Raw genomic sequence first — 12,232 nt, 5'->3', positions numbered from 1 at the left:
TGCTGGGAAAAATCCACAAATCAGACGTATGAAATTAGCAGAAATATCCATAAAACGACCTTCACTAGTGATTGTATTATTTACAATCCTTACACTAGCCGGGATTTTTAGTTATAGCCAATTGGGCTACGAATTGATCCCAAAATTTGAAACTAATGTTATCACGATTTCTACCGTTTATCCCGGGGCCTCTCCAAGTGAGGTAGAAAATACCGTGACCAAAAAAGTAGAAGATGCGATCGCTTCTTTGGAAAATATCAAAAAAATTGACTCGAAATCCTATGAAAGTCTCTCCGCAGTATCAGTTACATTAACCTCAAATGCAGATGCTGATTTAGCCATCAATGATGCGCAACGAAAAATCAATGCCATTTTAGGAGATTTACCAGATGATGCCGATCCACCATCCTTGACCAAATTCTCACTGAGTGATTTGCCCATCATGACTATCGGTGCTAATGGAAAAATGGATGAAGCGGCATTTTATGATTTAATTGATAAAAAAATCGCCCCCATTTTATCTCGTGTGGAAGGTGTGGCTCAAGTAAACATTATTGGTGGTCAAGAAAGAGAAATTCAAGTAAATATTGATGCCGTAAAATTACAAGGTTACGGATTGTCTGTACCTCAAGTACAACAAATGATTTTGTCCTCGAACTTAGACTTTCCTACTGGAAATATTCAAACGCGCGAACAAAAAATCTTAATTCGTTTGGCGGGTAAATACAAAAATGTAGAGGAATTACGAAATCTTGTGATTTCATCTGCTAATGGTATTCAAATACGTTTGCAAGACATCGCTGATATTCAAGATACCCAAAAATTAGCTGAAAAAATCGCACGAATCGATCAAAAAAGCGCCATTGCTCTTCAAATCATAAAACAGTCTGATGCTAATGCGGTAGCGGTGAGTGAATTAATTATCAAAACGATTGCAGATATTGAAAAGGATTATAAAGACGTTTCGTTAGAACTTGAAATTGCAAAAGACAGTACCGTCTTCACTCTAGAGGCAGCTGATTCTGTGGTACACGATTTATTAATCGCAGTATTATTGGTCGCTTTGGTTATGTTGTTTTTCCTTCACAGCATTCGAAATTCATTAATTGTGATGGTATCGATTCCAGCCTCGTTAGTAGCTACATTTATCGGAATCTATCTTTTAGATTATACCTTAAACTTGATGAGTTTATTGGGACTTTCTCTTGTTGTAGGGATACTGGTGGATGACGCGATTGTGGTGCTCGAAAACATCTATCGCCATATGGAAATGGGCAAAAACAGAGTTCGTGCTGCCTTTGATGGCACAGCCGAAATTGGAGCAACGGTAACTTCAATCACCTTAGTAATTGTGGTAGTGTTTTTACCTATTGCGTTGAGTACTGGTTTAGTTTCCAATATTATTACCCAATTCTGTATGACAGTGGTAATTTCAACTTTATTATCTTTATTAACCTCATTCACCATTATTCCCTGGTTATCTTCAAGATTTGGAAAACTAGAACATATCGAAGGAAAAAATTGGTTTGGCAAAATTATTTTAGGATTTGAAAACCTGCTTACTAGGTTCACAAATTGGGTATCCGAAATCTTAGAATGGTGTTTAGATCATTACTACAAAACCATTTTTGCGGTACTGATTTTGTTCTTTGCTTCTATTGCCCTGTTGCCTTTAGGATTTATCGGAGGAGAATTTTTTGCCTCATCTGATAGCGGGGAATTCCTTGTTCAAATCGAATTACCAAAAGATGCTTCATTAGAGCAAACTAACTTTATGACTCAAAAAGCAGAAACCTATTTGAGTAAACAAGACTATGTGAAAACCCAGATCACTACTGTAGGTCAAACTTCAGAAGGAATGGGGGCTTCTCAATCTACCGCTTATAAAGCAGAGATCAACGTGAAAATGATTGATCAAAAAGACCGTAAAGATGATGCTGCTGTTTATGCTGCAAAAATCAAGAAACAACTTGAAAAAGTGTTGGTTGGGGCAAAAGTAAAAACCGTACCTGTAGGAATATTAGGGACTGCTGAAGATGCAAAATTAGGATTGATTGTAACAGGGCCATCTGTTGAAAGCGCGATGAAATTTGCCAAACTAGCCGAGGCCGAATTGAGAAAAATTCCTGGAACCACAGAAATTAAACTTACCGTTGAAGATGGAAACCCAGAAGTTAACGTAAAAGTAGATCGTGATAAGATGGCAGCACTTGGGTTAACCTTACAAACTGTAGGAATGACCATGCAAACTGCTTATAGTGGTAACACCGATGGAAAATTCAGATCGGGTGAATATGAATATGACATCAATATCAAGTACAACGCTTTTGACAGAAAAGACATCACTGATGTAAGTAATCTTATTTTTGTGAATGATCAAGGGCAACAAATTAAACTCTCCCAATTTGCTACAATTTCGGAAGGTTCAGGGCCAAGTCAATTAGAACGTAGAGATAAAACTGCTTCTGTAACAGTGCAAGGCCAAAATATCGGAGTCCCATCGGGAACTATTGTGCAACAATGGCAAACACAATTAGATAAATTAGAAAAACCAACGGGTGTAAAATACATTTGGGGGGGAGATCAAGAAAATCAAAGTGAAGGTTTTGGTACTTTAGGAATCGCTCTATTGGCCGCAATTATTTTAGTATACTTGGTGATGGTGGGGTTATATGATAGCTTTGTACATCCATTTGTAGTATTATTTGCTATCCCTCTTTCCTTTATCGGTGCTTTATTAGCCTTAGCCCTGACCAATAACTCTTTGAATATTTTTACCATTTTAGGGATCATCATGTTGATTGGATTGGTGAGTAAAAACGCAATCATGCTAGTAGATTATACTAATCAAAGAAGGGCTGCAGGCGAAAGTATTCGTAATGCATTAATTCAGGCCAATCATGCCCGTTTGCGTCCTATCTTGATGACGACTATTGCTATGGTATTTGGTATGTTTCCGATAGCATTAGCCTCTGGTGCTGGTGCCGAATGGAAAAACGGATTAGCTTGGGTAATCATCGGTGGTTTGATTAGTTCGTTATTCCTTACTTTAATTATTGTTCCCGTGATTTATGAAATCATGGAAAAAATCATTCATAAAGTTAGTAAAGGAGAAAAAACAGACTATGAAGCTTTACTTACCGCTGATTATGTGCCTACCGAAATAAGTGAAGATGGCTTCAATCCAAAACATACTCATTAAAACTAGTTAGTAATAGCACATTAAATTTTAAAAACGCTTATCCTCTTTGCATCAAAAGGATAAGCGTTTTTTATGATTAATGCAAAATAATCTACATAGGTGGGTCATTGAATTATGCATATAAGCGGAAGTTCACGGACTATTTTTTAGAAGAAAGGTATTGACAGAACTCCGATAAAAAATGTAATAATGGGGAGCTAAAAGAGTCATTGTAGCTTTCTAATGCGGATTCTGGATTAAATGAATGCAATAAAAAATGCCACCTAAACGATGTTTAGATGGCATTTTTTTTATTAATTAACCAAAAAATTAATTTTTTACAGCAACAGCTTCTCGTTTCCAGTTTTTGATAGTAGCAATCGTGTTACTTGCATAATCTACTTCACTTAAATTAGCTTCTTTCCAAAAAAACCATTTTCCAACTTTAGCTCCTTCTTTATAAAATCCAGATGATTTTTTTGTTCCGTCTTCATTATAGGCTACCCAATAGCCCTCCAATTTGCCGTTTTCAAAAAAACCTTCTTGTTGTACCTGACCATTATCATAAAAATAAGTGGCTTTCACTTTATTGCCAAAAGGCTCCAAAACCGGTTTTGTTTCTTGTGCATAAATTAATCCAGTTAATAATAATGCTGCAGTTAAAATATATGTTTTCATGATGTTTGATTTTAGTGGTTATCTTTTCTGATACCAAAGTTACACAAAAGTTCACATTAAAAAAACTTTTTGGTAACAATTTGGTAACATTGCTTAAAAGCTTAACATTGGAAAACACAAAACACAAAAAAAACAGCCATAAAAGACTGTTTTTAAACACTATAAAACTACTATTTACTTTAAAACCGAGTCCAGTAAGGTATGCAATTCACCTGAAGAAGGTCTTGGCGCATCTGCCTTTACAATAATGCCATTAGGATCTACCAAAATAAAGCGAGGAATTCCAGTAATTTTATAGTCCTGCACAAACTTTGAATTCCAATCGTTATCAGCAAAAACCTGAACACCTCCAAGTTCTTTTTCTTTAATCATGGTTTTCCATTTTTCTGCATCTTTCAACTTATCAATCGACATACTTAAAAAGACAATATTCTTGTCATGGTATTTCTCCTCTACTTTTTTCAAAAAAGGGATTTCCTGACGACATGGCCCACACCAAGTCGCCCAAACATCAATATAAACAAACTTACCTTTAAAATCTTCTAACTTAGTTTTTCCTCCTTTATAATTGTCGTACTCAAAAGTCGGAGAAGGTGCACCATTCATTTTGTTACTTTCAGCAATTTTTTGATAGTATTGTTGCAAACTTGCCAAATTCATTTCGATATTTTGCTTTTGAACCGCTACAAATTCTGGATCTAATTTTTTAGAGGCTAAATCCGCAACATCAGCCGCTTTTTTCTCCTCGATACGTTTTGAAAAATCGGCTTCGTTGGCTGCTAAAAGCGCATTATAGTCAAATTTAGACTCGGCAACAGTGTTTTGTGCTAAATAATTGTTCTCAACTGCACCCACTCCAGTAAATACAATAGATTCATCAAATTGCTTGGCATCCATTTTGAGTTTTAGATTATAGCTATTTTTCAAAAACAACGAAGCATATTCTTTACCATCAAACAAAAGATAAAAACCATTATCCAGGGCAACAGTCCCTTTAAACAATCCTTTTTTATCTACAGCCATCTTTAATAATTCCTTCCCATTGGTTCTGTTTAAAATTCTAAGCGTATCACTATTGCGATTAGCGATTTCGGCTTGTAAAACAAAAGAGGATTTCTTTTGGCTAAAACCTGCAAATGATACAAATGCCAACAAGGCTAGAACAAGTACTTTTTTCATATATATTTTAGTTACTGATTAGTAACCTCAAACTTAATAGTATTTTCCTTCAAACTTAAAAACATTAACAATCTTTTTTTTTAAAAGATAAGGATATGGTAAACTATTACCATTATTTAAATTTTGTTTTTACTTTTGCAATCTAAAATTTTGGAACATGTATAGAAGTCATAATTGTGGCGAATTGAACGCCTCACATATCAATCAAGAAGTAACGCTAGCGGGATGGGTACAAAAATCACGTGATAAAGGATTCATGAATTGGGTCGATCTAAGAGACCGTTACGGAATTACACAATTGATTTTTGACGAAAGTCGTACCGAAAAATCTGTTTTTGAATTAGCCAAAACCTTAGGAAGAGAATTTGTAATTCAGGTGAAAGGAACAGTAATTGAACGTGAAGCCAAAAACAACAATATTCCAACAGGAGAGATCGAAATTTTAGTATCCGAGTTAACGATATTAAATGCAGCATTAACCCCTCCATTTACTATCGAAGATGAAACGGATGGTGGTGAAGATATTCGAATGAAATACCGTTATTTAGACATTCGACGAAATCCAGTAAAAAACAGCTTGCTTTTCCGTCACAAAGTAGCGATGGAAGTTAGAAAATACCTTTCAGATTTAGATTTTTGTGAAGTAGAAACACCTTACTTGATCAAATCTACTCCAGAAGGCGCTAGAGATTTCGTAGTTCCTTCAAGAATGAATGAAGGGCAGTTTTATGCGTTACCGCAATCGCCACAAACCTTCAAGCAATTATTGATGGTGGGCGGCATGGATAAATATTTTCAGATTGTAAAATGTTTCCGTGATGAAGATTTACGTGCCGACAGACAGCCTGAGTTTACGCAAATCGATTGTGAAATGGCATTTGTAGAGCAAGAAGACATTTTAAACGTTTTTGAAGGGCTGACACGTCATTTACTAAAAGAATTAAAAGGCATCGAAGTTGAGAAATTCCCTAGAATGACTTACGAACATGCTATGAAAACCTACGGAAACGATAAACCAGATATTCGTTTTGGAATGGAGTTTGGTGAATTGAATGCTTATGCACAACACAAAGAATTCTCTGTTTTCAATGCTGCTGAATTAGTAGTGGGTATAGCTGTTCCTGGCGCAGGAAACTATACTCGTAAAGAAATTGACGCTTTGATTGATTGGGTAAAACGTCCACAAGTGGGTGCAAGCGGAATGGTCTATGTAAAATGTAACGAAGACGGCACTTACAAATCATCTGTAGATAAATTCTACGATCAAGACGATTTAACCAATTGGGCTAAAACAACTGGCGCCAAACCGGGAGACATGATTTTTGTATTGTCTGGACCTGCTGATAAAACTAGAGCGCAACTTTCAGCATTGCGAATGGAATTAGCAACTCGTTTAGGCTTAAGAAACCCGGCTGAATTTGCTCCTCTTTGGGTTGTTGACTTCCCATTGTTAGAATTTGATGAAGAAAGCGGACGTTATCACGCCATGCACCACCCATTTACCTCGCCAAAACCAGAGGACATGCATTTATTAGAAACCAATCCAGGAAAAGTAAGAGCCAATGCTTATGATATGGTGTTGAATGGAAATGAAATTGGAGGGGGGTCTATTCGTATTCATGACAAAGCCACTCAACAATTAATGTTTAAATATTTAGGATTTACAGAAGAAGAAGCCAAAGCACAATTCGGATTTTTGATGGATGCTTTTCAATTTGGAGCTCCTCCTCATGGTGGATTGGCTTTTGGATTGGATCGATTAGTGGCCATTTTAGGTGGCCAAGAAACCATTCGTGACTTTATTGCTTTCCCAAAAAATAATTCTGGTCGAGACGTAATGATTGATGCTCCTTCCACAATTGATGATTCTCAATTAAACGAATTACACATTCAATTAAAATCAAAATAAAGCTTGAATAGTCTGTATATCAATATTTTTGAAAAAAAAATACGACACGAAACGATTTTGTATTATATTAAAGATTACATTTGTCCATTATAAATTATTATTATTATTACAATGCGTACAGGTACAGTTAAATTTTTCAATGAGTCAAAAGGTTACGGATTCATTACAGACGAAGAAACAGGAAAAGACATTTTTGTTCATGCATCAGGAATCAAAGCGGAAGAATTACGCGAAGGTGACCGAGTAAGTTATGAAGAAGAAGAAGGAAGAAAAGGTAAAGTTGCTGCTCAAGTAGTAGTGCTTTAAGCTAAAAAATAGAACAGTATTTTTTACAAAAAGTAAAGTGCTTCGATTGATTTCGAAGCACTTTTTTATTTTAAAGTAACTACAACAGAACTAAATCAGTTTTATTATTTATAATGAATAAAAATTAGAACAGATTAACAAACGTTTATAACTGAAAAAAAGTAATTAACTTGTGTTTTACATCCTTGCAACCTATCTTTGCGATTCGTTTAAGCAAGATAAAAAAACTACTATGCAAACCGAACAAATCAATTTTCTTCCTATCCTAATTCAGCTAGCAATTGTGGTAGCTTTTGTCGCTGGAATCATCTTTATTTCTGGAAAATTAGGTCCAAAAAGAAACTCTATAAACAAAAATAGAAACTTTGAATGTGGTATTGAATCCATCGGAAACGCTCGTATCCCGTTTTCGGTAAAATACTTTCTTGTAGCTATTTTGTTTGTGTTGTTTGATATTGAAGTAATCTTTTTATATCCTTGGGCTATCAATTTCAAGGAGTTAGGTATTGAGGGTATGATAAAAATGGTTATTTTTATGCTCTTGTTACTAGTTGGTTTTTTCTATATCATCAAGAAAAAAGCCCTTGAGTGGGAATAAATAAAGACAATAGAAATCGAACACTATATCAATTATGACAGATTCTAATACAAAAATGGTCGCTCCTCCAGAAGGAGTTGTTGGTGAAGGTTTTTTTGCAACTAAATTAAATGATGTTGTAGGATTAGCTAGAGCTAACTCTTTATGGCCTTTGCCGTTTGCCACTTCTTGCTGCGGTATCGAATTCATGGCTACTATGGCCTCTCATTACGATTTGGCTCGTTTTGGATCAGAAAGAGTAAGTTTTTCTCCAAGACAAGCTGATATGCTAATGGTTATGGGAACTATTTCTAAAAAAATGGGTCCAATTTTACGACAAGTTTACGAGCAAATGTCAGAGCCTAGATGGGTGATTGCCGTTGGTGCATGTGCCTCTTCAGGGGGTGTTTTTGATACCTATTCTGTGTTACAAGGTATTGATAAAGTAATTCCGGTAGATGTTTATGTGCCAGGTTGCCCTCCAAGACCAGAGCAAATAGTAGAAGGAGTAATGAAATTACAAGAAATTGTAAAAAATGAATCGGTTAGAAGACGAAGCTCCCCAGAATATCAAGAATTATTAGCTTCTTATAATATCAAATAAAAAGATGGCATTAGAAACAACCGAAATACAAGAAAAATTAGTAGCTCATTTTGGCAATGCTGTTTTTCAATTCACTCAAGATAGAGATATTTTTACCTTCGAAGTAGCTGCCGACACGATAACAGCAGTCGTTCTATTTTTAAAGAATGACCCACAATTACGTTTTCACTTCTTGACCGATTTATGTGGTATTCATTATCCAGACAACGAAGAAGAAAGGCAATTTGCAGTCGTGTACCACATGCACAATTGGTATGAAAATAAACGTATCCGCATCAAAACTTTTTTAAACGGGGAAGCACCTGAGGTAAAATCAATTGCTAACATATTTTTATGTGCCAATTGGATGGAACGCGAAACCTATGATTTCTTTGGGATTAACTTTGTAGGACATCCTCAGTTGAAAAGAATTTTGAACATGGATGAAATGGTTTCTTTTCCAATGCGAAAAGAATTCCCAATGGAAGATGGAGGAAGAACCGATAAAGATGACCGTTTCTTTGGAAGAACACCTTCTAATAGCTAAAAAACAATCTTATAATTTTTCACATTCAATAAATGTCAGAACTATTATTACCACCAGAGCATCGTTATGCTAAAATAATCAAAGAGCGTCATAATGAAGACGGAAGTGAACTTTCAATCTTGAATTTAGGACCTACTCACCCAGCAACGCACGGAATTTTTCAAAACATCTTATTGATGGATGGAGAGAAAATTTTAGAAGCTGAACCTACCATTGGATACATCCACAGAGCCTTCGAAAAAATAGCCGAAAATCGCCCATTTTATCAAATTACGCCACTTACGGATCGTATGAACTATTGTTCTTCTCCTATCAACAACTTAGGATGGTGGATGACTTTAGAAAAATTACTAGGAGTAGAAGTTCCTAAAAGAGCACAATACCTTCGTGTGATTGTTATGGAATTAGCCAGAATCACCGATCACCTTATTTGTAATTCTATCTTAGGAGTAGATACTGGTGCTTATACTGGTTTTTTATATGTGTTCCAATTCAGAGAGAAAGTATACGAAATTTACGAAGAAATTTGTGGGGCACGCTTGACTACCAATATGGGTAGAATTGGTGGTTTCGAAAAAGACTGGTCTCCTAAAGCCTTTGAATTATTAAATACTTTTCTAGAAGAATTTCCAGTGGCTTGGAAAGAATTCGAAAACTTATTCGAAAGAAACAGAATTTTTATTGATAGAACTGTAAATGTAGGAGGAATTACTGCCGAAAAAGCGTTGGCTTATGGTTTTACAGGACCTAACTTACGTGCCGCTGGTGTAGATTATGATGTGCGTGTAGCACAACCTTACAGCTCTTACGAAGATTTTGATTTCATTGTTCCTGTTGGAAAATCAGGAGATACTTACGATCGTTTCTGCGTTCGTAATGCAGAAGTTTGGGAAAGTTTGAGCATTATTAAACAAGCTTTAGCCAAAATGCCTGAAGGTAATGAGTACCATGCGGATGTTCCAGAGTATTTCTTGCCTCCAAAAGAAGACGTATATACTACTATGGAATCTTTAATTTATCACTTTAAAATTGTAATGGGCGAGGTTCCTGTTCCAGTTGGAGAAGTATACCATCCTGTAGAAGGAGCTAACGGTGAAATTGGTTTTTACTTAGTTTCAGACGGAAGTAGAACACCTTATCGTTTGCATTTCCGTAGACCTTGCTTTATTTACTATCAAGCGTATCCTGAAATGATTAAAGGATCCATGCTATCGGATGCCATTGTAATATTATCAAGTTTAAATGTAATCGCAGGAGAATTAGACGCATAATAATTTGAACTAGTGTTTTTTAGATTTTTGATTTAAAAAAACTTTGTGACTTTGAGCCTTTCGGCAAAAATTATAAAAATGGAAAGAAAACAGTACCAACAAGAAATAAACATGACCGAAACATTGATGGAACGCATCAATGAATTGATCAGCCACTATCCTGAAGACAAGAGAAAATCAGCACTGTTGCCAGTTTTACATGAGGTACAAGATGCCCATGACAACTGGTTAAGCATCGAATTACAAAACAAAGTAGCCGAAATTCTTCATATCAAACCTATTGAAGTGTATGAAGTCGTGACGTTTTACACCATGTTTAACCAAAGACCTGTTGGAAAATACATGTTCGAGTTTTGTCAAACTTCTCCTTGTTGTTTGAATGGTGTAGAAAACTTAATGGACTACACTTGTGAAAAACTAGGTGTACCAGTAGGAGAGCCTACCGCTGATGGCTTGTTTGAAGTAAGAGGTGTAGAATGTTTAGGTGCTTGTGGTTATGCTCCAATGATGCAATTGGGAGATTTCTACAAAGAACATTTAACTGAAGAGAAAATCGATCAAATCATTACAGATTGCAGAGATAATAAAATAATATTACACGATAAATAAGATGTCACAAAAAATATTATTAGACAAAATCAATATTCCTGGAATAAAGACATACGAAGTATATCGTGCTAACGGCGGTTATGCTTCAGTTGAGAAAGCTTTAAAAACATTAACTCCTGACGAAGTAGTTGAAGAAGTTAAGACTTCTGGACTAAGAGGTCGTGGTGGTGCAGGATTCCCGGCAGGAATGAAATGGAGTTTTATTGATAAAAAATCAGGAAAACCACGTCATTTGGTTTGTAACGCAGACGAATCAGAACCAGGAACGTTCAAAGATCGTTTCTTGATGGAATATATTCCTCACTTGTTAATTGAAGGGATGATTACCTCTAGTTATGCACTAGGCGCTAATCGTTCTTATATCTACATTCGTGGAGAATACATGTGGGTTTACAAGATATTAGAAAGAGCCATAGCCGAAGCAAAAGCTGCAGGATGGTTAGGAAAAAATATATTAGGTACAGGTTACGATTTAGACTTGTACGTTCATTGTGGTGGTGGAGCTTATATCTGTGGTGAAGAAACTGCACTTATTGAATCTTTAGAAGGTAAACGTGGAAATCCGCGTATCAAACCACCTTTCCCAGCCGTTTCTGGTCTTTGGGCCAATCCGACTGTAGTAAACAACGTAGAAACCATTGCGGCAGTGCCGTGGATTGTAAATAATTCTGGGGCTGATTACGCTAAAATTGGAGTTGGAAGATCTACTGGAACTAAATTAATTTCTGCTTCAGGTCATATTAAAAACCCTGGAGTTTATGAAATCGAAATGGGATTATCTGTGTACGAATTCATGAATTCAGATGAATATTTAGGCGGAATGAGTTCTGATCGTCCTTTAAAAGCATTTGTACCAGGTGGAAGTTCAGTGCCAATTTTACCTGCTAACTTAATTTATAAAACAGCTGCTGGCGAAGACCGATTAATGACCTATGAGTCGTTAAGTGATGGTGGTTTTGCTACAGGTTCTATGTTAGGTTCAGGTGGATTTATCGTATATGATGACACGAGCTGTATTGTTAGAAACACTTGGAATTTCTCTCGTTTCTATCACCATGAAAGCTGTGGTCAATGTACTCCATGTCGTGAAGGTACAGGATGGCTAGAAAAAGTATTACACCGAATCGAAAACGGACACGGTCGCGAGGAAGATATCGAATTGTTGTTGAGCATTCAAAGTAAAATCGAAGGAAACACGATCTGTCCTCTTGGTGATGCTGCATCTTGGCCTGTCGCTGCTGCTATTCGTCATTTTAGAGATGAATTCGAATACCACATTCGTTTCCCAGAAAAAATTAAAAATAGAGATCATTTTGTAGCAGAACCTTTCGAAAAGGTAAAGCACTTAGTTGGTAAAGTAACCCTATAGTTAAAAGTTAAAAAGGTAAAATT

At 36.0% G+C, this 12,232-nt stretch carries 11 protein-coding genes; 9 read left to right on the top strand and 2 right to left on the bottom strand.

From position 1 onward, the window contains the following. The first annotated feature begins 28 nt into the window (after positions 1-28). Positions 29-3,202: an efflux RND transporter permease subunit gene (locus tag ACSVH7_RS01860; RefSeq protein WP_438064990.1), complete on the top strand. Its 3,174-nt coding sequence runs from the start codon at positions 29-31 to the stop codon at positions 3,200-3,202. Positions 3,203-3,511: 309 nt separating this feature from the next. On the opposite strand, the gene ACSVH7_RS01855 is transcribed toward ACSVH7_RS01860, so the two are convergent. Together ACSVH7_RS01855 and ACSVH7_RS01850 are read right to left on the bottom strand one after the other, a co-directional pair. Further along, the gene (locus tag ACSVH7_RS01855) at positions 3,512-3,859 is read right to left on the bottom strand and encodes a toxin-antitoxin system YwqK family antitoxin (RefSeq protein ID WP_438064989.1); all 348 of its coding nucleotides are present in this window, start codon (positions 3,857-3,859) and stop codon (positions 3,512-3,514) included. Between the two features lie 174 nt (positions 3,860-4,033). Then, a complete protein-coding gene (locus tag ACSVH7_RS01850) occupies positions 4,034-5,038 on the bottom strand; it encodes a TlpA family protein disulfide reductase (protein WP_438064988.1) in 1,005 nt (334 codons plus the stop codon). Between the two features lie 157 nt (positions 5,039-5,195). Between ACSVH7_RS01850 and aspS the strand changes: the two genes are divergently transcribed. The 8 genes from aspS (at position 5,196) to nuoF (ending at position 12,209) form a co-directional block, all read left to right on the top strand. After that, a complete protein-coding gene (aspS, locus tag ACSVH7_RS01845; protein ID WP_438064987.1) occupies positions 5,196-6,947 on the top strand; it encodes an aspartate--tRNA ligase in 1,752 nt (583 codons plus the stop codon). 111 nt (positions 6,948-7,058) lie between these two features. Beyond that, positions 7,059-7,253: a cold-shock protein gene (locus ACSVH7_RS01840; RefSeq protein ID WP_024979890.1), complete on the top strand. Its 195-nt coding sequence runs from the start codon at positions 7,059-7,061 to the stop codon at positions 7,251-7,253. A 232-nt stretch (positions 7,254-7,485) separates the two neighbouring features. Continuing rightward, entirely contained in the window at positions 7,486-7,851 is a 366-nt protein-coding gene (locus tag ACSVH7_RS01835; protein ID WP_438064986.1) for an NADH-quinone oxidoreductase subunit A, read from the top strand. A gap of 34 nt (positions 7,852-7,885) precedes the next feature. Further along, positions 7,886-8,434, top strand: coding sequence for an NADH-quinone oxidoreductase subunit B (locus ACSVH7_RS01830; RefSeq protein WP_438064985.1), 549 nt, complete (start codon positions 7,886-7,888; stop codon positions 8,432-8,434). 4 nt (positions 8,435-8,438) lie between these two features. Beyond that, entirely contained in the window at positions 8,439-8,960 is a 522-nt protein-coding gene (locus ACSVH7_RS01825) for an NADH-quinone oxidoreductase subunit C (protein WP_438064984.1), read from the top strand. A 32-nt stretch (positions 8,961-8,992) separates the two neighbouring features. Further along, on the top strand, positions 8,993-10,231 hold the full coding sequence (locus tag ACSVH7_RS01820; RefSeq protein WP_438064983.1) for an NADH-quinone oxidoreductase subunit D: 1,239 nt from the start codon (positions 8,993-8,995) through the stop codon (positions 10,229-10,231). 78 nt (positions 10,232-10,309) lie between these two features. Continuing rightward, the gene (locus ACSVH7_RS01815; protein ID WP_024979885.1) at positions 10,310-10,840 is read left to right on the top strand and encodes an NADH-quinone oxidoreductase subunit NuoE family protein; all 531 of its coding nucleotides are present in this window, start codon (positions 10,310-10,312) and stop codon (positions 10,838-10,840) included. Between the two features lies 1 nt (position 10,841). Further along, the gene (gene nuoF, locus ACSVH7_RS01810; protein ID WP_078210631.1) at positions 10,842-12,209 is read left to right on the top strand and encodes an NADH-quinone oxidoreductase subunit NuoF; all 1,368 of its coding nucleotides are present in this window, start codon (positions 10,842-10,844) and stop codon (positions 12,207-12,209) included. The last annotated feature ends 23 nt before the right edge of the window (positions 12,210-12,232 follow it).

The sequence above is a fragment of the Flavobacterium sp. TSSA_36 genome (assembly GCF_051547165.1).
Classification (GTDB): Bacteria; Bacteroidota; Bacteroidia; order Flavobacteriales; family Flavobacteriaceae; genus Flavobacterium.
Note: the sequence above shows the minus strand (reverse complement) of the source record. Positions and strands in the feature narration are given on the sequence as shown.

What these genes read in the sequence shown, in the direction of transcription:
- nuoF (WP_078210631.1), top strand. Translation starts at nt 10,842, where the DNA reads ATGTCACAAAAAATATTATTAGACAAAATCAATATTCCTGGAATAAAG.
- ACSVH7_RS01835 (WP_438064986.1), top strand. Translation starts at nt 7,486, where the DNA reads ATGCAAACCGAACAAATCAATTTTCTTCCTATCCTAATTCAGCTAGCA.
- ACSVH7_RS01815 (WP_024979885.1), top strand. Translation starts at nt 10,310, where the DNA reads ATGGAAAGAAAACAGTACCAACAAGAAATAAACATGACCGAAACATTG.
- ACSVH7_RS01820 (WP_438064983.1), top strand. Translation starts at nt 8,993, where the DNA reads ATGTCAGAACTATTATTACCACCAGAGCATCGTTATGCTAAAATAATC.
- ACSVH7_RS01840 (WP_024979890.1), top strand. Translation starts at nt 7,059, where the DNA reads ATGCGTACAGGTACAGTTAAATTTTTCAATGAGTCAAAAGGTTACGGA.
- ACSVH7_RS01855 (WP_438064989.1), bottom strand. Translation starts at nt 3,859, where the DNA reads ATGAAAACATATATTTTAACTGCAGCATTATTATTAACTGGATTAATT.
- ACSVH7_RS01860 (WP_438064990.1), top strand. Translation starts at nt 29, where the DNA reads ATGAAATTAGCAGAAATATCCATAAAACGACCTTCACTAGTGATTGTA.
- ACSVH7_RS01830 (WP_438064985.1), top strand. Translation starts at nt 7,886, where the DNA reads ATGACAGATTCTAATACAAAAATGGTCGCTCCTCCAGAAGGAGTTGTT.
- aspS (WP_438064987.1), top strand. Translation starts at nt 5,196, where the DNA reads ATGTATAGAAGTCATAATTGTGGCGAATTGAACGCCTCACATATCAAT.
- ACSVH7_RS01825 (WP_438064984.1), top strand. Translation starts at nt 8,439, where the DNA reads ATGGCATTAGAAACAACCGAAATACAAGAAAAATTAGTAGCTCATTTT.
- ACSVH7_RS01850 (WP_438064988.1), bottom strand. Translation starts at nt 5,038, where the DNA reads ATGAAAAAAGTACTTGTTCTAGCCTTGTTGGCATTTGTATCATTTGCA.